This window comes from Bradyrhizobium sp. ERR14, assembly GCF_014198235.1.
Lineage (GTDB): Bacteria > Pseudomonadota > Alphaproteobacteria > Rhizobiales > Xanthobacteraceae > Bradyrhizobium.
The window spans coordinates 1-24,969 of sequence record NZ_JACIHD010000021.1 but is presented as its reverse complement, the minus strand read 5'-3'; the positions used below and the strand labels follow the sequence as shown (position 1 = coordinate 24,969).

General features: G+C 65.3%; 24 protein-coding genes and 1 pseudogene. 13 read left to right on the top strand and 12 right to left on the bottom strand.

Annotation, left to right across the window (positions count from 1 at the left end; genetic code table 11):
- The first annotated feature begins 14 nt into the window (after positions 1–14).
- Positions 15–422 (top strand): DUF4864 domain-containing protein, encoded by a 408-nt coding sequence (locus GGD62_RS33850; protein ID WP_018316938.1) that lies wholly within the window; start codon positions 15–17, stop codon positions 420–422.
- Here the strand turns inward: GGD62_RS33850 and GGD62_RS33845 are convergent.
- Entirely contained in the window at positions 419–1,606 is a 1,188-nt protein-coding gene (locus GGD62_RS33845; RefSeq protein WP_179734718.1) for an MFS transporter, read from the bottom strand. The genes GGD62_RS33850 and GGD62_RS33845 overlap by 4 nt on opposite strands.
- Before the next feature lie 225 nt (positions 1,607–1,831).
- Here GGD62_RS33845 and GGD62_RS33840 point away from each other — a divergent pair, with 225 nt between their 5' ends.
- The 8 genes from GGD62_RS33840 to GGD62_RS33805 all read left to right on the top strand — a co-directional run bounded on the left by GGD62_RS33840 (position 1,832) and on the right by GGD62_RS33805 (position 9,198).
- Entirely contained in the window at positions 1,832–2,272 is a 441-nt protein-coding gene (locus GGD62_RS33840) for a hypothetical protein (protein WP_183712534.1), read from the top strand.
- Positions 2,273–2,347: 75 nt separating this feature from the next.
- A complete protein-coding gene (locus GGD62_RS33835) occupies positions 2,348–2,632 on the top strand; it encodes a hypothetical protein (protein ID WP_183712532.1) in 285 nt (94 codons plus the stop codon).
- Between the two features lie 9 nt (positions 2,633–2,641).
- On the top strand, positions 2,642–4,081 hold the full coding sequence (locus tag GGD62_RS33830) for a TolC family protein (protein WP_183712530.1): 1,440 nt from the start codon (positions 2,642–2,644) through the stop codon (positions 4,079–4,081).
- Positions 4,082–4,094: 13 nt separating this feature from the next.
- Complete coding sequence (locus tag GGD62_RS33825) at positions 4,095–5,426, top strand: copper oxidase (RefSeq protein WP_183712527.1); 1,332 nt, start codon at positions 4,095–4,097, stop codon at positions 5,424–5,426.
- Between the two features lie 32 nt (positions 5,427–5,458).
- Complete coding sequence (locus tag GGD62_RS33820) at positions 5,459–5,911, top strand: plastocyanin/azurin family copper-binding protein (protein ID WP_179734728.1); 453 nt, start codon at positions 5,459–5,461, stop codon at positions 5,909–5,911.
- A 16-nt stretch (positions 5,912–5,927) separates the two neighbouring features.
- Positions 5,928–6,230: a copper-binding protein gene (locus GGD62_RS33815; RefSeq protein ID WP_183712525.1), complete on the top strand. Its 303-nt coding sequence runs from the start codon at positions 5,928–5,930 to the stop codon at positions 6,228–6,230.
- Positions 6,231–6,561: 331 nt separating this feature from the next.
- Entirely contained in the window at positions 6,562–8,703 is a 2,142-nt protein-coding gene (gene flhA / locus GGD62_RS33810) for a flagellar biosynthesis protein FlhA (protein ID WP_183712523.1), read from the top strand.
- 294 nt (positions 8,704–8,997) lie between these two features.
- Complete coding sequence (locus GGD62_RS33805; protein WP_018316930.1) at positions 8,998–9,198, top strand: hypothetical protein; 201 nt, start codon at positions 8,998–9,000, stop codon at positions 9,196–9,198.
- A gap of 1,062 nt (positions 9,199–10,260) precedes the next feature.
- Here the strand turns inward: GGD62_RS33805 and GGD62_RS33800 are convergent.
- From GGD62_RS33800 to fliI, 6 genes and pseudogenes are all read right to left on the bottom strand, one after another.
- A pseudogene (locus GGD62_RS33800) lies at positions 10,261–11,479 on the bottom strand (NAD(P)/FAD-dependent oxidoreductase).
- Between the two features lie 133 nt (positions 11,480–11,612).
- A complete protein-coding gene (locus GGD62_RS33795; RefSeq protein WP_183712521.1) occupies positions 11,613–12,572 on the bottom strand; it encodes an AraC family transcriptional regulator in 960 nt (319 codons plus the stop codon).
- Between the two features lie 248 nt (positions 12,573–12,820).
- Complete coding sequence (locus GGD62_RS33790; RefSeq protein WP_018316926.1) at positions 12,821–13,876, bottom strand: anti-sigma factor domain-containing protein; 1,056 nt, start codon at positions 13,874–13,876, stop codon at positions 12,821–12,823.
- A gap of 37 nt (positions 13,877–13,913) precedes the next feature.
- Positions 13,914–14,459: a sigma-70 family RNA polymerase sigma factor gene (locus GGD62_RS33785; protein ID WP_018316925.1), complete on the bottom strand. Its 546-nt coding sequence runs from the start codon at positions 14,457–14,459 to the stop codon at positions 13,914–13,916.
- A 342-nt stretch (positions 14,460–14,801) separates the two neighbouring features.
- Complete coding sequence (fliJ, locus tag GGD62_RS33780; protein WP_008138882.1) at positions 14,802–15,221, bottom strand: flagellar export protein FliJ; 420 nt, start codon at positions 15,219–15,221, stop codon at positions 14,802–14,804.
- 121 nt (positions 15,222–15,342) lie between these two features.
- Entirely contained in the window at positions 15,343–16,668 is a 1,326-nt protein-coding gene (fliI, locus tag GGD62_RS33775) for a flagellar protein export ATPase FliI (RefSeq protein ID WP_183712519.1), read from the bottom strand.
- 450 nt (positions 16,669–17,118) lie between these two features.
- Here fliI and ctrA point away from each other — a divergent pair, with 450 nt between their 5' ends.
- From ctrA to GGD62_RS33755, 4 genes are all read left to right on the top strand, one after another.
- Positions 17,119–17,820, top strand: a complete 702-nt coding sequence (ctrA, locus tag GGD62_RS33770; protein ID WP_008138878.1) for a response regulator transcription factor CtrA — start codon at positions 17,119–17,121, stop codon at positions 17,818–17,820.
- 184 nt (positions 17,821–18,004) lie between these two features.
- On the top strand, positions 18,005–18,409 hold the full coding sequence (locus GGD62_RS33765; protein ID WP_026201752.1) for a DUF350 domain-containing protein: 405 nt from the start codon (positions 18,005–18,007) through the stop codon (positions 18,407–18,409).
- 1 nt (position 18,410) lies between these two features.
- A complete protein-coding gene (locus tag GGD62_RS33760; RefSeq protein WP_183712516.1) occupies positions 18,411–18,812 on the top strand; it encodes a hypothetical protein in 402 nt (133 codons plus the stop codon).
- A gap of 2 nt (positions 18,813–18,814) precedes the next feature.
- Positions 18,815–19,975 (top strand): glutathionylspermidine synthase family protein, encoded by a 1,161-nt coding sequence (locus GGD62_RS33755; RefSeq protein ID WP_183712514.1) that lies wholly within the window; start codon positions 18,815–18,817, stop codon positions 19,973–19,975.
- Between the two features lie 159 nt (positions 19,976–20,134).
- Here the strand turns inward: GGD62_RS33755 and GGD62_RS33750 are convergent, their stop codons facing one another.
- The 5 genes from GGD62_RS33750 to GGD62_RS33730 all read right to left on the bottom strand — a co-directional run.
- The gene (locus GGD62_RS33750) at positions 20,135–21,007 is read right to left on the bottom strand and encodes a protein-glutamate O-methyltransferase CheR (RefSeq protein ID WP_018316920.1); all 873 of its coding nucleotides are present in this window, start codon (positions 21,005–21,007) and stop codon (positions 20,135–20,137) included.
- The gene (locus tag GGD62_RS33745) at positions 21,004–22,194 is read right to left on the bottom strand and encodes a chemotaxis response regulator protein-glutamate methylesterase (protein ID WP_018316919.1); all 1,191 of its coding nucleotides are present in this window, start codon (positions 22,192–22,194) and stop codon (positions 21,004–21,006) included. Before GGD62_RS33745 ends, GGD62_RS33750 begins: the two co-directional genes overlap by 4 nt.
- Before the next feature lie 75 nt (positions 22,195–22,269).
- Complete coding sequence (locus tag GGD62_RS33740) at positions 22,270–22,635, bottom strand: PleD family two-component system response regulator (protein ID WP_007600538.1); 366 nt, start codon at positions 22,633–22,635, stop codon at positions 22,270–22,272.
- A gap of 72 nt (positions 22,636–22,707) precedes the next feature.
- Positions 22,708–23,181: a chemotaxis protein CheW gene (locus GGD62_RS33735; protein ID WP_179734749.1), complete on the bottom strand. Its 474-nt coding sequence runs from the start codon at positions 23,179–23,181 to the stop codon at positions 22,708–22,710.
- A 24-nt stretch (positions 23,182–23,205) separates the two neighbouring features.
- The coding region (locus tag GGD62_RS33730; RefSeq protein WP_183712512.1) for a chemotaxis protein CheW at positions 23,206–24,969 on the bottom strand (1,764 nt) is incomplete at its 5' end.

The following is a 24,969-nucleotide window of genomic DNA, read 5'->3' as shown; positions in this document are numbered from 1 at the left end:
ACGCGGAGCCTGTCATGCGCATTGCCGCCTTGCTGGTCGCTCTCAGTATTGCCTTCAATCCCATCTCAGCACGCGCCGACGATGTCGCGACGGCGCAGGGCGTGATCCGGGCCCAGGAGCAGGCCTTCGCCCGCGACGATGCGAGCGCGGCCTATTCCTTTGCCGCGCCGGCGATCCGGGAGATCTTTCCCGCGCCGGACATCTTCATGGCCATGGTGCAAAGCGGCTACGCGCCGGTCTACCGGCACAAGAGTTTCGAGTTCGGCGAGAGCAAGATCGAGGGCGGATGGATTGCGCAGCGCGTTCACATCGTCGATGCCAATGGCGAGGCCTGGGAGGCCCTGTACACGCTCGAGCAGCAGGCGGACGGCAGTTACAAGATCACCGGCTGCTCGCTGATGAAGGCGGGACAGGCGGTTTAGGTTGCGAAGCCCGGTCCGGTCCTGACCGACTTCATCCGCGAGCGGATCAACAGCAACACGACGATGCCGATATTGAGCGCGTTCCACGCCACGCCGTTGGCGAACGCCGCGGCGTAGGAGCCGGTGGCATCGAAGATGATGCCCGACACCCAGCCGCCGAAGGACATGCCGAACACCGAGGCGAAGATCACGATGCCGACGCGCGTTGCCGCCTCGCTCGCCGGCATCGCCTCGCGCACGATGATGGCATAGCTCGGCACGATACCGCCCTGGAACAGGCCGAACATCGCTGAGATGAGATACAGCGAGGCGAGGCTGTCGAAGAACAGATAGAACACCAGCGCGAAGCCCTGCGCCACCGATCCCACCAGCAGTGTGCGGATGCCGCCGATCTTGTCGGCGAGGAAACCCGAGCCGATCCGGCTGACGATGCCGCAGGCCATCATCAGCGACAGCATCTCGGCGCCGCGTGCCACGCCATAGCCGAGATCGCCGCAATAGGCGACGATATGCACCTGCGGCATCGCCATGGCGACGCAGCAGGAGATGCTGGCGATCGAAAGCAGCACCGTCAGCGTGTTGGTCGAGAGCTTGAGGTCGACGCGCGGCGGCGGCGCATTGGCGTGATCCTGGACCTTGTCGTCGCCCATCTGCGCACGCAACACCAGCACCAGCATCGTCATCAGGCTGACACAGACGATGCCGATGCCGATATGGGTGTGGCGCCAGCCAACCTCCTGCATGCCCCAGTTCACGATCGGCGGCCACATCGTGCCGGCGAAGTAATTGCCGCTGGCGACGATGGTCACGGCAAGGCCGCGATAACGCTCGAACCAGTGCGAGGCCTCCGCCATCAGCGGCGCGAAGGTCGCCGACGTTCCGAGGCCGATCAGGAAATACGCCGCCACGAACTGCCAGAGATGCGCGGACAGCCCCGCGAGCACATTGGCAACGCCGAGGAAGGCGATGCTGATCGCCATCGCGGGCACGATGCCGAACCGGTCGGTGATCTTGCCGGCGATCACGCCGCCAAGCCCGAAACCGAACATCATCAGCGTGAAGGCGAGCGACACCGCGCCGCGTGTGGCACCGAATTCCGCTTGCACCACGGGAATCACGACCACGACCGCCCACATACCGACGGCGCCGATCGAGCCGATCACAAGCGCAATGAGCAGCCGCATCCAGGCCTGACGGGAATCAGGGCTGAATGAATCAGAGCTTTGTCCTGGATGATTGGGCGCGTGCACGCGCGGAACATGTTCGCGGATCGCCTTGTGGTCAAGCATCGTGGCGCGATATTGGGCATGCGCGGTGCACTGCGGTAATAAGTTCTTGGCGAATGCGCGTTTTGCGATTAGTTTGCAATCTGCGTGAGCAAATTGCCGCGCGGAACACATGTCGGCGGAATGTTGCTGCGTTTGACACGAGCGATGCGGATCAGGGTGGGGCGGATCATCGCCCTCGCCTATCTGTTCTGCGTGCTCGCGCCGGCCGCAAGCCTCGCCTTGGGCAGCGGCCCGGCGCCGTGCCTTGATGAGGCCCTGCTGGGAGATCCCGCACCGGTCCATCATCAGATGGCGGCGGGTCATGCGCACGACGGCGCATCGCACGACCACGCGGGGGTGCACGCGCATCACCAAGCCAAGCAGGACGCGCCGGCTCAGCATGACCATGGCGGCAAGGGAACAGTCGGCCCCTGCTGTGCGATGATGTGCGTCAGCGCGTTGCCGGCCGATCTGCCGGTCGTCGCGACGCCGGTCCAGCCAATGTCCACCTGTGCGGCCGAGATCGTGGCCAGCCTGCACAGCGCGGCGCCGCCCCTGCACTACCGTCCTCCCATCGCCTGATCTGACACGTCGATTTCGGGCCGTTGCGCGCTTTTGCGCGCGCGGACCTGTGGTCTTTCAGATCAGGGATGAATCATGCTTACGCTTTCCGGGGCGAAGTTCGCCGCCGCATCCGCGGTGGGTGGACGACTCTTTCGATTCTATTGGCCGTTGCTGGCCGTGATTGCGCTGGCGCTGTCCGGCTGCATGTCGGCAACGACGCAAGTCGCCGGCGCCGATCCCGCCAATCCCTCGGCGAAGGTCGCGCCCGTCGGCTATCGGTCGACCGTTGCGCCCTACACCAGCCTGCGGCCTGCAGCGCCGGCGCCGTGGCGCGATCGCAACGACGCCGTCGCGCCGCGGCCGAAGCAAGACCGGTAGGAGCGCGCCATGACCCATCAATTCGCGCCAAGCCTGCTCGTTCTCGCCGCGCTCGGCCTTGTCGCACCCGGACTTGCCGGCTGCGCCGCGTTCTCGCCCGACAGCGGCATGAGCGCGGTCTCCGAGCTGACGAGCCAGACCATCAACAAGGATGTCGCCTTCGTTCGCACGCCCGAGGGAGCGGGCGCGGTTGACGCGCGCGTTCGCCAGTTATTGTCGCGGGCGCTGAGTGTGGAGGCCGCCGTTCAGATCGCACTGCTCAACAACAAGGGATTGCAAGCCGCCTATAACGAGCTGGCGCTGGCCGAGACCGATCTGGTCGAGCAGAGCCTGCCGCCCAATCCCGTGTTCTCGATCTCGCGGATCTCAGGCAACGGCGCCAGCGAGATCGAGCGCCAGGTGGTCGGCGACATTCTTGCGCTCGCCACCCTGCCGTTCCGCTCCGACATTGCCCGCGACCGATTCCGCCAGGCGCAGCTGCGCGCGGCGCTGGCGACCTTGCGGCTCGCCGCCGACGTCCGCGGCACTTACGTGCGCGCTGTCGCCGGCAACGAGATGGTGGCGCTGCTGACGGATGCGAAGGCGACGGCGGAATCGACCGCACAGCTTGCGGTCAAGCTCGGCGAGACCGGCTCGCTCAACAAGCTCGACCAGGCCCGCGAACAGGTGTTCTACGCCGAGACCACCGCCGACCTCGCCACCGCGCGCCAGGCGGCGACGAGCGCGCGCGAAAGGCTCGCGCGGCTGATGGGATTGTGGGACGGCGGCCTCGACTTCCGTCTGCCCAATCAATTGCCGCCGCTGCCGCGCCGGCCGCAGGCACTGCCCTCGATCGAGGCCGATGCGGCGGCCCATCGCATCGATCTGCAGATCGCCCGGCTGGAGCTGACGGCGCTGGCGAAGTCGCTGAACCTCACCGAGGCGACGCGCTTCGTGACGCTGCTCGATCTCGCCGGCATCTCCCGCCGCACCCGGGATCCCGAAGGCGCGCCATTCCGCGAACGCGGCTTCGACGTCCAGTTCCAGATCCCGATCTTCGACGGCGGCGAGGTGCGGATGCGACAGGCGGCAGAGATCTACAATCTCGCCTTCAACCGCCTGACCGAGCGCGCCGTGAACGTGCGCTCGGAGGCGCGCGATGCGTATCGGACTTACCGATCCACTTACGACATCGCCAGCCACTACCAGCGCGAGATCATCCCCTTGCGCAAGATCATCACCGAGGAGATGCAGCTCCGCTTCTCCAGCATGCAGGTCGACATCTTTGCGCTGCTCACCGAAGCACGACAGCGTCTGGCCTCGCTGCGCGGCGCGATCGATGCCCGGCAACGATTCTTCCTCGCCCAATCCGACCTGCAGACCGCCGTCAATGGCGGCGGCGCGCCTGCTGCGGGCGGCGACACTTCAACCACCATCGCCGCGGCAGCGCCTGCCGACGGCGGCCACTGAGATGGAGGCCGGCATGTTTTCCCGCAGAGGATTCTTGGGCACCGCCGCGCTCGTCGGCGCATCCGCGGTCCAAGGCCGCGTGCAGGCGGCATCTATCCCGGAAGCTGCGCACATGGACAAGGTGGTGATGCAGCCGCCGCTGCATCCCGTCAGCGGACCCGACTATCGCCCCGTCGTCACGCTGAACGGCTGGTCGCTGCCGTTCCGCATGAACGGCGACTGGAAGGAATTCCATCTCGTCGCCGAGCCCGTAGTGCGCGAATTCGCCGAGGGCATGAAGGTGAATCTGTGGGGCTACAACGGCCAGTCGCCGGGCCCGACGATCGAGGCGGTCGAGGGCGACAAGGTCCGGATCTTCGTCACCAACAGACTGCCCGAATACACCACCGTGCACTGGCACGGCATGATCATTCCCAGCGGCATGGACGGTGTCGGCGGGCTGACCCAGCCGCACATCCAGCCGGGAAAGACCTTCGTCTACGAGTTCGAGATGAGGAAGAGCGGGACCTTCATGTACCACCCGCATTCCGACGAGATGGTGCAGATGGCGATGGGCATGATGGGCATGGTCGTCGTGCATCCGCGCGATCCGAACTTCCGGCCCGTCGACCGCGACTTCGTGTTCGTGATGAGCACCTATCGCGTCGATCCCGGCACCTATCTGCCGCTGGTCAACGAGATGACCGACTTCAACATGTGGACCTGGAATGCGCGGGTGTTTCCCGGCATCGACCCCTTGCCGGTGCGGCTCGGCGACAAGGTGCGCGTGCGCATCGGCAATCTCAGCATGACCAACCATCCGATCCATCTGCACGGCCACAGCTTTGCCGTGACCTGCACCGATGGCGGCTGGATTCAGGAGAGCGCGCAATATCCGGAGACGACGACCGACGTGCCGGTCGGCGCAGTTCGCGTGTTCGACGTGCTCGCCGACAATCCCGGCGACTGGGCGTTCCATTGCCACAAGTCGCATCACACCATGAATGCGATGGGACACGAGGTGCGCAACCTGATCGGCGTGTCGCGCAAGGACCTCGCCAAGGCCGTCGGCAAGCTCGCGCCCGACAGCATGGCGATGGGCTCGACCGGCATGGCGATGGGCAACATGGAGATGCCCGCGCCCGACAACACGCTGCCGATGATGACCGGTACCGGCCAGTTCGGCCCGATCGAGATGGGCGGCATGTTCACGGTGATGAAGATCCGCGAGGACCTCGCGCGCGACGATTATCGCGATCCGGGCCCGTACAAGTTTCCGCAAGGCACCGTCGCCTACGAGGTCGAGGCGCCCGATGCGGCACCAGTGCGGCAGCCGGGCAAGCCGACGCACAAGATGAAGATGTGAGCGTTTCGATGAACCACCAACTGGAGATGACGATGAAGACGATCAAACTCGGCCTCGCGCTGGCGGCGCTTTTGACCGCGCCGGTCCTTGCGCACGACAAGCACGGGCATGGGACCTTTTCGGCCGGCGAGCCCGGCGACCCCAACAAGCCCGCGCGCACCATCGAGATCCTGCTGAACGAGATGGACTACGCGCCTGCCAAAATCGAGGTCAAGCGCGGCGAACAGGTCCGCTTCGTGCTGCGCAATGTCGGCAAGGAGGACCACGAATTCCTGCTCGCCACCACCAAGGAGAATCTCGCGCATGCCGTCGAGATGAAAAAGCATCCCCACATGGAGCACGACGATCCCAACGGGGTCAGGCTCGCACCGAACAAGACGGCCGAGATCCTCTGGAAGTTCAACAAGCCCGGCACGTTCGAATATTCGTGCCTCATTCCCGACCACCGCGACTACGGCATGGTCGGCCACGTCACCGTGAAGTAGCGACAAGGAGACTCCCATGAACCGCATCATTCGTATTGCCGCAGCGCTGGCGCTGACCGTCGGCCTTACCACTGCCACCCTCGCGGCTGGGGCCGCCTCGATCAGCGGCGAGGTGAAAAAGATCGACGAGGGCGCCGGCAAGATCACGCTCAAGCACGGGCCGGCCAAGAGCCTCGGCATGGAGGACCCCATGACCATGGTCTACCGCGTCAAGGACCCCGCGATGCTCAAGCAGGTGAAGGTCGGCGACAAGGTGACCTTCGAGGCCGAGGAGGCGGCCTCGGGGTATACGGTGACCAAGATGGACAAGGCGAAGTAGGAGCCTTCCACTCGACTGTGATTCCGGGGCGCGCCGCTTGGCGCGAACCCGGACTCTCGAGATTCCGGGTTCGACGCTTCGCATCGCACCGGAATGACGGCCTTGGGCCCCCGAAACACACCGGTCCGCCCCGCTTCCCGCCCCCGCGTTAACCCTTTGCTAACCATACACCGGGCAAAAATTGCCGGGTGAAGTCGAGTGTCGTCAGCCGCGTAGAACGGGAGCTCCCGTGGACGCCAGTGCGGTGCCTCACTTTCGGAACGGCGGCCCTTCGGCCGCCGCGCAGACGTTTGGGGCGCGCGGACGGCAGTCGCGCGGGGAGGCAGCTACCATGGTCGACGTCACCGCGGGACAGGGCGTAGGCACCGCAAGGCCCTCGATTCCCTCCCTCAACGAGATCGTCAACGTCCTCAAGCGCGGCGACATCGCGCTGGCGCTCGGCATCCTCACCATCCTGGTGGTGCTGATCCTGCCGCTGCCCGCGATCGTGCTGGACCTGTTCCTGGCGATCTCGATCACGCTGTCGATCCTGATCCTGATGACCTCGCTGTTCATCCAGACACCGCTGGAATTCTCGGCCTTCCCGACCATCCTGCTGATCTCGACCATGCTGCGCCTGTCGCTCAACATGGCTTCGACCCGGCTGATCCTGTCGCACGGGCACGAGGGCACGGCTGCCGCCGGTCACGTCATCGAGGCCTTCGGCAGCTTCGTGATGGGCGGCAATTTCGTCATCGGCATCATCGTCTTCGCCATCCTGATCATCGTCAATTTCGTCGTCATCACCAAGGGTTCGGGCCGCATCGCCGAAGTCGCCGCCCGCTTCCACCTCGACGCCATGCCCGGCAAGCAGATGGCGATCGACGCCGACCTCGGCGCCGGCCTGATCGACGAGAAGGTCGCCAAGCACCGCCGCAAGGAGCTGGAGGACGAGAGCGGCTTCTTCGGCGCCATGGACGGTGCCTCCAAATTCGTCCGCGGCGATGCCATCGCCGGCCTTTTGATCGTCTTCATCAACGTCGTCGGCGGCATGATCATCGGCGTGGCGCAGCAGGGCATGTCCTTTGCCGACGCCGGGCGCAGCTACACGCTGCTGACCGTCGGTGACGGTCTCGTCACCCAGGTGCCGGCGCTGATCGTCTCGACCGCCGCCGGCCTGCTCGTCTCCAAGGCCGGCGTCTCCGGCGCCGCCGACAAGGCGCTGATGAAGCAGTTCTCCGGCTATCCGCAGGCGCTCGCGATGTCCTCGGCGGTCATGCTGGTGCTGGCGGCCCTGCCGGGCATTCCGACCATCCCCTTCCTCGCACTCGGTGCCGGCGCCGGCGCGCTGGCCTGGCACGCCCGCAACCACAAGAAGACGTCCGTTCAGGCCGAGGAAGCCGCCATGGCCGCGCCGGTCGCCGGCCAGCCCGGCGCACCGGGCGCTGCGGCGGCCGAGGAGCCGATCTCGGCGGCACTCAAGATCGACGACCTCAAGATCGAGCTCGGCTATGCGCTGCTGCCGCTGGTCAACGGCCCCGACGGCACCGACCGCCTGACCGAGCAGATCAAGGCGCTGCGCCGTTCGCTCGCGATCGAGATGGGTTTTGTGATGCCGGCGGTGCGCATCCTCGACAACGTCCAGCTCGAGGCCAACACCTACATCATCAAGATCAAGGAGGTCGACGCCGGCACCGGCAAGATCTGGCCGAACCAGTTCATGGTCATGGACCCCGGCGGCAGCCAGGTGCAGGTGCCCGGCATCCACACCACCGAGCCGACCTTCGGCCTGCCCGCGACCTGGGTCGACGCCAGCCTCAAGGAGGAGGCCTCGCTCAAGGGCTACACCGTCGTCGACGCCGCGACCGTGCTCTCGACCCACCTCACCGAGTTGCTCAAGGCCAACATGTCGGACCTGCTCTCCTATGGCGAGGTGCAGAAGCTGCTCAAGGAGCTGCCGAAGGAGCAGAGCGAGCTGGTCAAGGACATCGTGCCGGGACAGGTCACGGTCTCCGGCATCCAGCGCGTGCTGCAACTGCTGCTCGCCGAGCGCATCTCGATCCGCGATCTCTCCACCATCCTCGAAGGCATCGCCGATTCGCTCGCCTTCTCGCGCAATCCCGCCACCATGGTCGAGCATGTCCGGGCCCGCCTGGCGCGACAAATCTGCGCGCAGAACACCTCCTATGCCGGCTATCTGCCGCTGATCGCGCTGTCGGCGCGGTGGGAGCAGGCCTTTGCCGAATCCATCATCGGCCAGGGCGAGGAGCGCAGCCTTGCGATGCAGCCCTCGAAATTGTCGGAGTTCATGACCGGCGTGCGCGAGGCATTCGAGCGCGCCGCCCGCGAAGGCGAGGCGCCGGTGCTGGTCACCTCTGCGGCAATTCGTCCCTTCGTCCGCTCCCTGGTGGAACGGTTCCGGGCCCAGACGACGGTGCTGTCGCAGGCCGAGATCCACCCCAGGGCGAGGTTGAAAACGGTCGGAAGCATCTGATTTGCCTTAAGAAGCCGTGTGTTTTTCGGCCACAGGCAAATGGTTTTTGAGTTCCTGGCGCCTTGTGGACCAACCCTCGACAAGGCGCCTGAGAAACACATTACAGCTTTGAAATAATTACCAAAACGCACGATCAAGGATCGCTTTTGATCGCGATCTTTCACGTCCTGTCACGCTCTTGTGATGGCCTCTTGGGAACGAATCCCCCCAATACTAGGTTGTTGGGCACCGGAAGCATGAACCTGCCTGAAACGGCCGGCGACTACTTCGGGTAGATGGCGGCAGGAGGCTTCCATGAACCACTCGATCTACAGCGCAGATCGCGCGACCCATTTGAAAGTCGTGGTCGTCGCCCTCGTCGCAGGGATCGCGGTGGCGGGCCTCGGCATCACGGCACGCACGGGTTCGGATGATGGTCTGACCCAGAGCGCCCGCGTCATCAAGGCCGACAAGCCGGTTGTTATCACCAGCGCGAATGCGTCCCTCGTTCGCTAAGGAGATCTGACGAGTTTTGTGAATTCACGCGGCTCTTTACCAGCCCCCCAAAGTCGCCACGTGGATATGTAGACGACCCCAACCCCAAGTCGACTACAGAAAGCGCCCGCCCCCCACGGGCGCTTTCTCATGTCTGGGTGAGGGATTGATAGAGTGCGAGAAGCAGCGGCATCCCCTGCTCATGTCCCGGACGCAGCGCGCGAGCGCAGCGAAGCAATCCAGAGTCTTTCCGCGGAGACAATGTCGATCCCGTCATCCTGAGGTGCGAGGCATGCGATGCAAACGCATCGCATGCGGAGCCTCGAAGGATGAGCGCCGAGATACAGCGGGACTGTCGCCCTTCGAGGCCTCCGCTTCGCTCCGGCGCCTCAGGGTGACGGTCACAGATGAGAGCTCGCAGTACGTGGGCATTCGCATCTTCATTGCAGACACACGTTCGCAGACACAGCTTCGCATCCTCGCAGCGCATTTCGCCCGAGCTTTGCTTTATCGCTTCACCCTCGTTTGAAAGAGGGCGCAGGGAAGACCGGGCGCCGGCTGGCACCCGCGGTCCACTGTGCGAAATCTGCGTAACAAGAAGCTGCACAGCGGCATACAGGTGTAGCCAGGACATCCCGGCCTTCCCTGCGCAGTGGCTTTACGGCTTATGTCGTGCTCTCCCCGGGGAGCGTTGCACTATTGCCCCCGTCGCCTTGCGGATGGCTGACGGATGCGTCCGGTTGAACGACACCCATCACCGCAAGACTTGGCGCACAGACCCCGGGCGCCAGGACGACACGATTTTGCCGTACGCGGATCACACCGGTCGTGTGCGCGAGGTCTTCGCTCACGGTTACCCGCCCTGCGAAGCTGTTCGCGCCGATGTCACCTGCGTCCACCGCCGCCCGGCCCGCGTTCGTGACGATCGCGATACGCCCCTCTTCCTTGGGCCGGGTTAAGGCGACACATACGTCATTTCCGAATTTCGGTAAAGTGGAATATTTTGTCGCCCTGCGTTGACCCAGGGCTCGCGTGTTTTGCCCGTCGACCAACGCAAGGGCTGGTAGGGCGAGCAGCGCGAGACTACCGCGACCCATAGCTCGGCGGCGGCGCCTGCACCGTCGGCGCGGCCGCCGCGAACAGCTCTTCCTTGCTGCCGGTCAGCGGCGGATAGATGCGCTTGCGGTTGATGATGTTCTTGGTCGCCTTCGCGGCCGCGCCGGTCGCCCTCACCTCGCGATCCCACCCTTCCGTATAGAGCGCGCCCCAGCCGCCGAGATCGATCACGGTCACGTACCAGTCGATCCGCAGCGGCAGCATCGGCAGGCCGGCGAGATCGGCGACCACGTTGTGGCCGGCGAAGCGGCCCATGGGGCGCGCGAACTGGCAGGACATCACGGTCGGATGCAGCCCGTCGACCACGCTCGAAGCGACGTCGCCGGCCGCGAACACGCCGCCGACATCCGCAACCCGCATGAAGGGATCGACCAGCAGACGCCCGAGCCGGTCGCGCGCGTCCGGAAAGCACGCTGCCAGGGGGCTCGCACGCATGCCGGCACACCAGATCACGGTCTGCGCCGGAATGAACTCGCCGGAGCTCAAGCGAATGCCGGCCGCCTCGACCGAGACGACGCGCACGCCGAGGCGCATCTCGACGTCGAGCGCGGCCAACGCCGTCTCGATGACGGGGCGCGCCAGCGTGCCGATGGTGGCGCCGGCCGCGGAATTGGGATCGACCAGGATGATGCGGCGGCTGCCGGTGAGGCCCGCGCGCGCCAGCCTGTCGCGCATCTCGGCCGCAACCTCGATGCCGGTAAAGCCTGCGCCGACCACCACCGCCGTCGAACGCCCTGGCGACGGCGCGCTGCGGCCGAGCGAGACGAGATGATCCTCGAGGTGGAGCGCCGCGGTATAGGTATCGACATCGAAGGCGTGCTCGGCAAGGCCTGGAATGTCGGGACGCATCACCTCGCTGCCGAGCGCCAGCACCAGGCGGTCATAGACCAGTGTCGGCTCGCCGCTGCTCGTGACCAGCGAAATTTCGTGCCGGACCGGATCGATGGCTTCGACCTCGCCGATCTCGTGACTGACACCGACGGGATCGAGCAGCTGCGGCAACGGGATCGCGACCTCGCTGAGATCGACCTCGTAATTGCGCACACGGATGTTGTGATAGGGATTGCGATCGATCAGGCAGATCTCGATGTCGCTGACAGCACCGATCTCGTCGCGCTTGCGTGCGGCACCGATGGCCGCCCAACAGGCCTGCAAATCCGGCGCCGAGCACGACGATACGCGCCATGTCCGTTGACTGCACTTTCCCAATGGAACGACAAGGGAACGACAAGCGATCGAGCGGTCTACCCGCACAGGTAGATATAGCTCATCGCCGCGAATGGGCCAACTGTGATCCGCAGAACGAAACCGGGGCGCGCCTACGCCTCGCGCAATTCCGACGGTGTCGCGCCAAAGCGCTTGCGGAACGCACGGTTGAAATATGACAAATCGGAAAAGCCCGAGGAATGCGCGATGTCGCTGATCTTGCGCGCCCTGGCGCGGGGATCGCCGAGCAGCTTGCGCGCCTGCAGCAGGCGCTGCTCCAGCACGAATTCGGTGAAGGTCGTGCCGGCCTGCTCGAACAGGCGTTGCGCCTGGCGTGGGCTCAAGCCCGAGCGCGTCGCGATCTCGGACAGGCAGAGATCGTTGCGGCCGAGCGCGGCCATCACATCGGCGCGCATGAGGTCGAGGCGCGCCGCCGCATGGCCGCGGCCGCGCGCAAGACTTGCATGCTCGGCATCGGTGCCGAGCAGGAGGCCAACCAGATCGACCATATGCTGCGCGGTCAGGCGCTGGCCCACCGCGTCGAGGTGCGGCGCGTGATTGGCGGCGAGCGCGTGGTAGCGGAAGATGGTCTCGGCGACCGCACCGTCGCTGAGCACTTGCGACAGCTTGTCCTCGGTACGCGGATTGATGTCGATCAACGCGCGGCGCGGCATGCGAATGCTGGTGAAGCGGTTTTCATCGGTGTGACCGACGGTGCCGGTGATGCTCATGTCGACGAGCACCATCTGCGCGGCCGCAAGCTCCACGGTGTGGCCATTCTGCCCGACACAGACGAGGCCGGCATGTGCGGCGATCAGCACGAGGTCGTCGCTGCCGTCGGCAAGGTGGCTCTGGGTGCGGGAATATTGCGCGGAGGCGCCTTCCGGAATGGCGAGCGCGATGTTGTCGACCACGCTGATCTGGAGCCGGCAATCGATGCTGTCGCCATGGCTCGGCCCGATATCGAGACCGCAGGCACCGAAGGCCCGCTCGCGCCAATGCTCGAACGCAGGGCCGTGCGGCAGTCCGGTGTATTGGTGAATGAAGATGCCGGGCGTTTTCGCTGCATCCATTTGTTTTCTAGCCCCTCTTTCGGCTCCGCGATCGGCGGCGCCGACTGCAATTTCCGGGAATTTGACGCCACGAATTGCGGCAAGGTTCAAATCGGGGGCGGATTCAAGGCGACTTGTCGGGATGCGACGGCAGGATGGACCGTGGCGACAGGGACGCAGCTTCGTAGCCCGGATGCAGCGAAGCGTAATCCGGGGTGTCGCCTGATGGCGCGGTGGTCCCGGATTGCGCTGCATCCGGGCTACGGGACCTACTTCTTCGCCGGGGCGGGCGCCTGCGGCTGGGACGGCGGTACGGTCTCGATCAGCTTGCCGGAAAAGATGGGGGCCGAGGTCGGCTGGCCGTTGGGCGAGCCGCCGGCCTGCTCGACCGTGACCGCGTAGGTGGCGCCGTTGACGACTTCGGAATCATAGGAGGCGAGCAGCGGACGCGCGGTGAATTCGCCGGCGCCGATCACACCGAGCGAGCGCGGGCGCGGCAGCTTGTCGGAGATCAGCCAGAGCTCGAAGCTCTTGCCGGGCTCCGGCGTCGCGCCGACCTTGCGCACGGTAAAGTTCTTGGTCGCGCCGTCGATGGTGAGGATGAAGGCGGGGCCGCCGCCCTGGCCCTGCAGCAGCGCGACATATTGCGCGGCGGCGGTGAGCGGCGCGGCCGGCGTCTTCACTTCCACCGTCTGGATGCGCGGCGCGGGACGTAAAGCCCCCGGCAGCGCGTCGGGCAGGAAGATCTGAAGCGACAGCGTCACCAGCAGCGCGGCCGCGAGCGCGCCGACCGCGGATGCGATCGAGCGCCAGCGCTTCACGCGGCCCTCGAGGCGGATCACGTTGGTGTCGTCGGCGATCGGCACCTGCGGCGTCCGGACGACCTCGGGATCGGGCGCGTGGACCTGCGGCATGAACACCGGCGCGATGTCGGGTATCGCATCGGATCCGGAGCGCGTCGGCTCGGGCTGCTCTGCCTCGGGAGGCTGCGGCTCTGGTTGCGGCACCTGCTCCAGCGGCGCTTCCGGCGGTGCGGCTTCGACGGGCGGGACTGGCGGCGGTACGACGTCGGCCAGAACAGGCGGCTGCTGCGCAAGCACCGTGCGCGCGATCTCGGACCTGATGTTCTCCCACACGACCGGACGCGGCTCGACCGAGCCGACCATCTGGTTGAGGGCGCCGAGCCGATAGGCCCAGGCCTGCACGATGTCGGCGAACGCCGGGTCCACCGCCATCATGGTCTCGACCTGCGCGCGCTCATCGGCCTCGAGCGTACCGAGCGCATATTCCGCGGCGAGCGCGATATGGTCCTCCGAGTAGGCCATCACATGCAGTCCAGAACCACCCTCACCGTATAAACCTTCATAGTCCGAGGCACTCCCGGATATCCAACATGCTGCGCCGGAGCCAGGTCTTCACCGTGTTGACGGGAGCTGCGAATTTCTCCGCCAATTGCTCGCGGCTCCAGCCGTTGTAATAGGCGAGAAGCACGAGCCGCTGACGGTCGGGCTCGAGCCGGCCGATGCATTCCAGCAGCCGCTTCAGCTCCTCGGTCATCTCCCGGCGCGCCAGCGGATCGGGGCTGTCGGCCGCGACCTCCATCGCCTGCGGCTCCTCCTCGATCGAGACCTCCGACTTCTTGCGCACGATGTCGATCGCACGGTTGCGCGCGATCGAGGCCATCCACGTGATCGGCGACGACAGCGCGGGATTGAACTGGCCGGCACTGTTCCAGATCTTGACGTAGGTCTCCTGAATGACCTCCTCTGCGAGATCCTGTCGGCGCAAGATACGGAGCACGACGCCATAGAGTTTCGCGCGCGTGGCGGCGTAGAGGCGCTCGAACGCCGCCTGATCGCCCTTCGCCACCGCCTCGATCAACCCGACCAGCTCTGCTGGCGTCAGCATTCAGCCCCCCAACCTTCCTCCCTCTCCCCCGCCTGCGGGGTCGGGACGAGCTACGCTCGCCCTGAGAGGGTCGGGGTGAGGGGGAGTCTCCGCAAGGGAGGTTGCAGACGGACCCGCGGAGAGTCCCCCTCACCCGGATCGCGCCGGACGATGCTACGCATCGCCGGGGCAATCCGACCTCTCCCCTCAAAGCGGGGCGAGGTAAACCATCCACCACCATAGCGCGTGGCCAAGCCGTCCACCAAGGGGTGCGGCGCCACACTGTGGATAGCGCATGCGAAAACCCGGACCTTGCGGGTCCGGGTTTTACAAATTCTCGGCGGTTGGCCGCTGGCTGTGTCTTTAGGCGACGGCGCCGATGCGGGCGCGCATCAGGCCGATGCTGTCGAGGTCGGCCTGCTCGCGGGCATTTTCCTCGGCGCGCTCGCGGGCCTGGTCGCGCTCGTCCAGGAGCTCGACCTTCTTGAGCTCCTCGAAGGCCTCGGCCAGCGCGGCCTTGGCTTCGTCGAGCTGGCCCTTGAGCTCGTCGGCCGAGCGGGTCAGGTTCTCGCGGCGCTGAATGGCGGCCTTGGCATAGGTCGGATAGGCGAAGTGCGAGGGATCGTTGATCCCGGCACGCTCCTGCTCGGTCGTGATCTCGCGTTCAAGATCGGTCGACATCCGCTGGAAGTCGGCGATCATGGTCTCGATCTGGGTGACCCGGCGGCGCTTCTCGTCGACCTGAAACTTCTTCAGGCGGATGAGGGTATCTCGTGACTTCATCGACTCATACTCCCCAGAAGTCCCCTCGCTGCACGTGGGACGTCACCGGTCTCCCCACAGGCCCGACTGGGGCCAAGACCGGCTCTGCTACTCTGTGGGATGGGATGATGACCTGACAAAGTTAGCGTTCCGTTTCCAAATTACCGAGGATATGCGCCAATTGGCGATAGCCGTCAGCCAGAGACGCATTTTCGTCCTTGCGCTGGCGCAGGAACGCCTCGAGCGGTTCGTGCAGGCGGATCGCCTCGTCGACCTCGGGGCTGGAGCCGGCCCGGTAGGCGCCGAGCCGGATCAATTCCTCCATGTCGGCATAGGTCGCCATCACCGCCCGCGCCTTCTGGATGGTCGGCCAGAACTGCGGATCGGCCGATTTCGGCATGGTGCGGGAGACGGATTTGAGGATGTTGATGGCGGGGTAGCGGCCGCGCTCGGCGATCGAGCGCTGCATCACGATGTGGCCGTCGAGGATGCCGCGGACGGCATCGGCGATCGGCTCGTTATGGTCGTCGCCGTCGACCAGCACCGTGAAGATCGCGGTGATGGCGCCCTCCCCCAGGCCCGGCCCGGCGCGCTCCAGAAGTTTCGGCAGCTCGGTGAAGACGGTCGGGGTGTAGCCCTTGGCCGTCGGCGGCTCGCCGGCGGACAGGCCGATCTCGCGCTGGGCCATGGCAAAGCGCGTCACCGAATCCATCAGGCAGAGCACATCCTGGTTCTCGTCGCGAAAATATTCGGCGACCGCGAGCGTCAGATACGCCGCCTGGCGGCGCATCAGCGCCGGCTCGTCGGAGGTCGCAACCACGACGACGGAACGCGCGAGGCCCTCCTCGCCGAGGTCGTCCTGCAAGAATTCCTGAACCTCGCGGCCGCGTTCGCCGATCAGCCCGATGACGCTGACGGCGGCATCGACGTTGCGCGCGAGCATCGACAGCAGCACCGATTTGCCGACGCCGGACCCTGCGAAGATGCCCATGCGCTGGCCGCGGCAGCAGGTGAGGAAGGTGTTCATCGCGCGCACGCCAAGATCGAGCGGGGCGCCGACACGCTTGCGCGAATGCGCCGGGGGCGGCGCATTGCGGAACGGCATCGGCGAGGCGCCTTGCGGCAGCGGCCCCTTGCCGTCGATCGGCTCGCCCAGCGCGTTGACGACGCGGCCGAGCCAGTCCGACGACGGCCGCACCAGATTGGCGGCATTGGCGATGACGGCCTTGCAGCCGCGGCGCACGCCGTCGAGGCCGGCGAACGGCATCACCACAGCATTGTTGCCGGAGAAGCCGATCACCTCACAGGGAATCGAACGGTTGGCGCCCGTCTCGATCACCAGCCGCGCGCCGACCGACATCGCGTGGATGGGGCCGGCCACCTCGACCATCAGGCCGCGCACACCGACGACGCGGCCGTAAATATTGATGCCGTCGATATCGCCGATCTGTTCGGCAAGCGCCTTCATAAGAGAGCCTTCATCAGGAGCGCGCTTTCATATGAGGCTTCATAGAATGGCCGCCCGCTTTCGTGAGCCCCGGGCCTTCACGGGGAAAACCTTAAGTTTCGCCATATTTCTGAACGGCGCTTAACTTCGTGTTTACCCGCATCATTAATCATTGCGTCACTGTCTTTGTGACTGAGCGTGACTCCCCTTCAGAAGAAGGCTGAGTCGCGGGAGTCGGTTAGGCCCGTCTCTTAAAGTGGAACTTGAACAGAACCGGGTGACGAAAGCTGCTTCGTACACAAGACCTTAGGGCGATTCGACAAAAATTGCACCCGGGGGACTTGCGTTCCAGAATCAGGATTTGTTAACCATCTGTTGTCAGGATCCGAATCAGTTGTTCAAAGGCGTTTTGTTGAGTGCCGCGAATGCGGCCGACCTGACGCCCAGGAGCGGCGACTATGGGGAACTGGCATGCGCGTTTTGCTGATTGAAGATGACAGCGCCGTCGCGCAGTCGATCGAGCTGATGCTGAAGTCTGAGAGCTTCAACGTCTACACGACCGATTTGGGGGAAGAAGGCGTCGATCTCGGTAAATTATACGATTACGACATTATCCTTCTCGACCTCAACCTGCCCGACATGTCCGGCTACGACGTGCTCAAGCAGCTCCGGGTCTCCAAGATCAAGACACCGATCCTGATCCTCTCCGGCCTCGCCGGCATCGAGGACAAGGTCAAGGGTCTCGGCGTCGGCGCCGACGACTACATGACCAAGCCCTTCCATAAAGACGAGCTGGTGGCCCGCATCCACGCGATCGTGCGCCGCTCCAAGGGCCATGCCCAGTCGGTCATCCAGACCGGCGACCTCGTCGTCAACCTCGACACCAAGACGGTGGAAGTCGGCGGCCAGCGCGTGCATCTGACCGGCAAGGAATATCAGATGCTGGAGCTGCTCTCGCTCCGCAAGGGCACGACCCTCACCAAGGAAATGTTCCTCAACCATCTCTATGGCGGCATGGACGAGCCCGAGCTGAAGATCATCGACGTCTTCATCTGCAAGCTCCGCAAGAAGCTGGCCAACGCTTCCGAGGGACGCAATTTCATCGAGACCGTCTGGGGCCGCGGCTACGTGCTGCGCGAGCCCCATGAGCACGAAGAGCGCATTCCCGCCTGATCTTCTGGGTTTACGTCGCAAGCCCTCCCGGGCTTGCTCCTCCCAGCCTGGACCCCGCCGCAAATGGCGGGGTTTTGTTTTTTGGAGATGCCAAGGCGGGTTCAAAGGCGGGTTCATCGCCCTCCCGCCATTGAACCGCTATCCTCCTCCCATCGACGAATGGTCGCTGCACGATGGGGGAACGATGATCCTGCAATCACTGGCCGGCCTGCCCGCCTTCCTGGTCTATTTCTGCACCGGGCTGATCGCGATCGTGGCGTATCTGTTCGTCTATACCCGCATCACCGCGCATAACGAGTTCCAGCTGATCCGCGACAACGAGCCGGCGGCGGCGATCGCGCTCGGCCTCAGCCTGCTCGGCTTCGTGGCGCCGCTGGTCAGCGCCATCGCACATTCGGCCAACGTGCTGGACTGCCTGATCTGGGCGATGATCGCGCTGATCGTGCAGGTCATCGTGTTCTTTCTCGTGCGCGTGCCGGTGCCGAACCTGTCGGCGCGGATCGCGGCCGGCGAGCTGGCGCCGGCCATCTGGCTCGGGCTGTCCTCGCTCGCGGCGGGACTGCTCAACGCCGCCAGCATGATCTATTGAGATGGCCGACAAACCTTCCAACAAGCAGTTCGGCAAGCGCCGGCGACGCCTGCCACAGCCATTGCCGTTGCCGGCCAAAGAGCCGGTGAAGCGCTCCGGCCATGTCGCGCTGCTGGTGATGGGCACGCTCGCGGTCGGTACCACCGCGTACACGATGATGCCGCGTCAAAATTGCGAGCCCCCTCCGCCCGGAACGGACCCGGCGGTGCAGACAAGCACCAATTGCAGCAGCAGAAGCAGCTCCTCGAGCAGCGGCAGTTCGCGCTGGTCGTCACGGTCGAGCTTCTTCAGCAGCGATTCCTCGAGCCACTCCTCATCGGGCACGTCGTCCGATTCCGGCCACAGCAGCGTCAGCCGCGGCGGCTTCGGCTCGTTCGGCCATGGCTTCTCGGGCGGGGGCTAACAATGCAGCGCATCACGTGCCTGGAGCGCGACGATTGGCGAGAGACCGCGGCGCAATGCGGCTTCGTCTTCCACACCATCGACGGCGAACGCTATTGGGACGAGCGCGCCTATTACGGCTTCACGCTCGACGAGATCGAGCGCGGCATCGAGACGCCGACCGCCGAGATCGAGGCGATGTGCCTGGAGCTTGCCGGCCGCGTCATCGGCGAGGAGCTATACCTGCGGCGCTTGCAGATTCCGGAAGCGTTCTGGAATCTGATCGCAGAGAGCTGGCAGCGCGACGACCGCAGCCTCTATGGCCGGCTCGATTTGAAGTTCGACGGCAAGTCGCCGGCAAAACTGCTCGAATACAACGCGGATACGCCGACCTCGATCTTCGAGGCCGCGGTGTTTCAATGGACCTGGCTCGAGCAGGCGATCGAGCGCCGTATCGTCCCTGTTCGCGCCGATCAGTTCAACTCCATCCATGAGCGACTGATCGCGGCGTGGAAGGAGATCGCCGCGGGCCGTCACGTCCATCTCACCGGCACCACCGACAACGCGGAAGACGCCGGCACGCTCGCTTATCTCGAAGACACCGCGCGCCAGGCCGGCCTCTCGACCAGGCTGCTCGACATCGAAGAGGTCGGCTGGCGCGATGAGCCTGGCGGCTTCGTCGATCTCGACGAGGCCGACATCGCACTCGCCTTCAAGCTCTATCCCTGGGAATGGATGTTCCACGATTCCTTCGGCGCAAAGCTGAAGGACGCAGCCACGCGCTGGATCGAGCCGCCGTGGAAGGCGGTGCTCTCCAACAAGGGCATCTTGCCGCTGCTCTGGGAGATGTTTCCGAACCATCCCCATCTGCTGCCGGCGTTCTTCGAGGATGACGCGCGGGCAGCGGAGCTCGGAACGTCGTATGTCCGCAAGCCGCTGCTGTCGCGCGAAGGCGCCAACGTCACGATCGTGTCCGGCGGCATGGCGCTCGACGAGCAGGCGGGTCCCTACGGCGCCGAAGGTTTTGTGCGCCAGGCGCTCGCGCCGCTGCCGAATTTCTCCGGCTTCTATCCGGTGGTGGGAAGCTGGCTGGTGAATCACGAGCCGTGCGGCCTGTCGATCCGCGAGGACGAGAGCCCGATCACCGGCAACCGCTCGCGGTTTCTGCCGCATGCGATTTTGTGAGTGCAATGGCGCATGAAAAGTATCTCTCGGCGCAATTGAAAGTATCGTAGGATGGGCAAAGCGAAGCGTGCCCACCATTTCTGTTGCAGTGTTGGATCGATGGTGGGCACGGCGCAAGTGCGCCTTTGCCCACCCTACAATTCCGGACTCGCGGAAGGGTCACCGCGCCGCGGCAACCTTCAACGACGGCGGCATCAATCCGCCCATGGGGCGGCCGGAGCGTGCGGGGTTGAGCTGGTAGAGACCGCGGCGCTCGGCGATGGGACGGAACGCATCGGTGATGCCGACGACCGATTCGGCAGCGCCCAGCAACAGCGTGCCGTCGGTCTCCAGGCCCTTCGCCATCCGCTCGAAGATCACCGCCTTGGTGTCCTGGTCGAAATAGATCAGCACGTTGCGGCAGAAGATCACGTCGAAGGTGCCGAGATGGGAGAAGTCCTGCAGCAGATTGAGCTGGCGGAACTGCACCATGGCGCGAATGTCGGCATTGAGCTGCCAGGTCTCGCCGGATTGCGTGAAGTACTTCATCAGGTGCTGGATCGGCAGGCCGCGCTGCACCTCGAACTGGCTGTAGATGCCGGCCTTGGATTTCTCCAGCACCTCCTGCGACAGATCGGTGGCGACGATCTCGATGCGCCAGCCGGCCAACGCCGCCCCCATCTCCTTCACGCACATCGCGATCGAATAGGGCTCCTGGCCGGTCGATGACGCCGCCGACCAGATGCGCAAGCTCTTGCGCGCCGCGCGCGCCTTGATCAGGCCCGGCAGGATGGTGTCGCGCAAATGATCGAACGGGATCTTGTCGCGATAGAAGAAGGTCTCGTTGGTGGTCATCGCTTCGACCACGTCGGTCGCAAGCCGGCCGTCGCCGTTCCTGATCTTCAGCACGAGATCGGGAATGCCTGATAGACTCGCCTTGCGCGCCAGCGGCAAGAGCCGGCTCTCGACCAGATATTGCTTGTCGGGCGACAGATCGAGGCCGGAGCGCTCTTTCAGGAACTTGCGCAGATAATCGTAATCAACCGGCGTCACGCGCGATCTCCCGCGAACAGGCGGTTGACCTTGGCGCCGATCTGGTTGAGCGGCAGGATCGCCGCGCAGATGCCGGCATTGGCCGCCGCGCCCGGCATGCCCCAGACCACGCTGGAGGCTTCGTCCTGCGCGATGACGCTGCCGCCGGCGGCAACGATGTCCTTGCCGCCGCGCATGCCGTCCGAGCCCATCCCGGTCAGGATCACGGAGAGGATGCTGCCGTGCCAGATGTCGATGGCGGAGGTGAAGAGCGGATCGACCGCGGGCTTGCAGAAATTGACGGCGGGGCCGTCGTCGAGCGCGATCACGGTGTCCGCACCGCTGCGCGCCACGCGCATGTGCTTGCCGCCGGGCGCGAGATAAATCCGTCCCGGCTTCACCGGCTCGCCGTCGACCGCCTCGGCGGCCGGCTTACGGCTCGAACGCGCCAGATGCTCGGCAAGGATGGTGGTGAAGGTCGGCGGCATGTGCTGGGTGATCAGCACCGGGAAGCGGTCGATCACCGGGCCGAGCTCGGTGACGAGCGCCATCAGCGCCTGCGGACCGCCGGTCGAGGAGCCGATTAGCAGCACCTTGGGGGTCTGAGTGGAGAACGGGCGCATGGTGAGCGCCCCGGATGACGCAGCAGGCACCGCCGGAGCGGGCACTGCGGGCCGCGCAACAGGACTACGCGGGGCCGGAGCCGGGCTCGCCGGCGCCAGCGGCGGGCTTGCCACCGCGGCCTTGCGACGCAGCCGCGCACCGAGATGGCGGATCTTCTGGATCAGGTCGTGATGAAAGATGTCAGCGGCCGACGCCTCGCGCGTCGATTCCGGCTTCGGAATGTAATCGGCGGCGCCGAGCGACAGCGCCTTGAAGCTGATCTCCGCGTTACGGCGGGTCAGCGTCGAGGCCATGATGATGACGAGATCGCGCTTCTTCGCAAGCAGCTGCGGCAGCGCCGAGATGCCGTCGAGCTCGGGCATTTCGATGTCGAGCACGGCAACGTCAGGATTGATGCGTTCGATCTGGTTGACCGCCTCGAGCCCGGTGCGCAGCGAGGCAGCGACCTCCATGTCGTGCTCGGCGCCGATCCACCGCGAGATCAGACCGCGGATGACGACGGAGTCGTCGACGATCATCACCCGCAGCGGCCCCGCTTCGCGCGAGCCGGTCGTGGCCGAATTACCTGCGAACGCAACACTCATTACTCACCAACTCAGACTGAAAGGGTACAGTTGAAAACAAGCGCCGAAGAATCCCTTCGGCCTCCGGCCGATCGCTCAGATAAGGCCGACTTCCTGGAATTTCGCCGTCACGATGTCCTTGTCGAACGGCTTCATGATGTACTCGTTGGCGCCGGCATGCAGCGCGCGCGCGATATGCGCGACGTCGTTCTCGGTGGTGCAGAACACGACCTTGGGCTGATCGCCGCCGGGCATGCGCCTGAGATGGCCGAGGAACTCGTAGCCGTCCATCACGGGCATGTTCCAGTCGAGCAGCACCGCATCGGGCAAGCCGCGCTTGCAGGCCTCCAGCGCCTTCTCACCGTCCTCGGCTTCGAGGATCTGGAAGTCGAGGCCCTCCAGGATCCGGCGCGCAACCTTGCGGATGACGCTGGAATCATCAACGACGAGACAAGTTCGCATGTGAACCTCTGCTTCCTCCCCCTTTGCGGGGGGCACTTCCAATTACTGGCACGTCGGCGGCGAGCCGCCGTATCAGGCCGCCATCATTTCCGGCGCGAGCTCGAGGACGCGATCGACGTCGAGGACGACCATGAGCTGGCCCTCGAGGCGGTGGACGCCGCCGGCGAGCTTGGCCATGCGGGGGTCGAGGTTGACGGGATTTTCTTCCATGCCGGCTTCGGGCAGGCGCAGCACCTCGCCGATCTGGTCGATCAGCAGGCCATAGGATTCACCGCGGAGGTCGACGCCGACCGCCATCGGCACCTTGCCGTCCTCGGGCTGCGGCAGGCCGAGCCGGGCGCGCATGTCGACCACGGTGACGATGCGGCCGCGCAAGTTCAGCACGCCCGCGATCTCGCGCGAGGACAAGGGCACGCGGGTGACGCGTTCGGGCATGAACACGTCCTGGACGCGGGAGATCGGCAGGCCGAACAGCTGGCCGCCGATCATCGCGGTGACGTATTCGACCATGGCGCCTTCGCTGGACTGGGTCTTCTTGCTGGTCATAGGCGTATCTCCTGGTCCCGTCCCTTAGGCCGCCGCCCGGTTCAGCTCGGAGGCGCCGGCGGCGCCCGCGGTCTGCTCCTTCAGCGCCGCGATCAGACCGGGACGGTCGAACTTGGCGACATAGTCGTGGAAGCCGGCCTGACGGCCGCGCTCGATCGCCGCCGGCGACACCAGCGCGGACAGGCCGATGATCGGCATCGAGCCGAGATTGTTGTCCGAGCGGATAACTTCCGCGAACTCGAATCCGTTCATGTCGGGCATCTCGATGTCGGTCAGGACCACATCGAAGCTCTGGGCCCGGAGCGCAGCCAGGCCCTCCTGCGCGGTCGGCGCGGTGCGGACGCGGTAGCCGGCCGCCTTGAGGACGGGCGCCAGCATGTTGCGGAAGAAGGCGCTATCGTCGACCAGCAGCACCGACTGCGAGTGCATCGACGGCTTCATCTCCTTGCGGGTGAACCAGTCGGCGAACGCCATCGGGAGGAAGTGGCCGACGTCGATCACCTCGGTGGCCTGGCCCTTGATCACGGCCGAGCCCAGGATGCCGGAGGCGGAGCCGCCGACCTCGATGTTGAGCCGTTCCTCGACGATGTCGATGATCTCGTCGACGACGAGGCCCATGGAGCGGCCGTCATCGGCGAACACCAGGATCGGCTGGGCGCCCTGGCTGGCAATGGTGACGCCTTCCATGGCGACGAGCGGCATCAGCTGCTCGCGGTATTGCACCATGTAGCGGCCGTTGCTGAACTCGATCTTGTCGGCGGGCAGCTCTTCCAGGCGCGTGACGAGGCCGAGCGGGACCGCCTTGGGCTGCGACGAGCCGGCGCGGAACACCAGCAGCGAGGTGGTCTGCTCGCCCGAGCCGATGTGATGCGCGCCGTTCTCGTCGCCCATGTCATGCGCCGAGGAGCCGGCGGCGCCGAGCGCCTTGGCAATGCCGTTGGGGTCGATGATCATGATCACCGCGCCATCGCCCAGGATGGTGTTGCCGGAGAACATGTCGATGTGACGCAGCTTGGTCGACATCGGCTTGACCACGATTTCTTCGGTGTGGAACACGCCGTCGACGACGATGCCGAAGGTCTGGCTGCCGACTTGCGTCACCACGATGAAGCCGTTCTCGGGATCCGAGGCGGCGCCGTCGTCGATCTTCAAGAGCTTCTTCAGATGGATCAGCGGCAGCAGCTTGTTACGCAACCTGAGGACCGCGGTGTCCTTGATCCGCTCGATGCGGTGCTCTGAATTGGCACGGGCCCGGACCAGCTCGACCACCGAGAGCTGCGGGATCGCAAAGCGGTCGCCGGCGGCTTCGACGATCAGCGCGGAGACGATCGCCAAGGTCAGCGGGATCTTGATGGTGACGGAGCTTCCCTCGCCGGCCACCGACTTGATGTCGATGGTGCCGCCGATCTGGTCGATATTGGTGCGCACCACGTCCATGCCGACGCCGCGGCCGGAGACCGAGGTGATGGCCGCCGCGGTGGAGAAGCCCGGCGCGAAGATGAACTTGTGGATCTGGGCTTCGCTCATCTTCTCGAGCTCGGCCTCGGTGACGAGGCCGCTCGAGATCGCCTTGGCCTTGATCTTCTCGGTGTTGAGGCCGCGGCCATTGTCGGCGATGCAGATGATGATGTGGCCGCCCTCGTGATAGGCGGACAGGCGGATGGTGCCCTGCTCGCCCTTGCCGCTGGCGAGACGCTCGGCGGGGGTCTCAAGGCCATGATCGGCGGAGTTGCGCACCATGTGGGTGAGCGGGTCCTTGATCAGGTCGAGCACCTGGCGGTCGAGCTC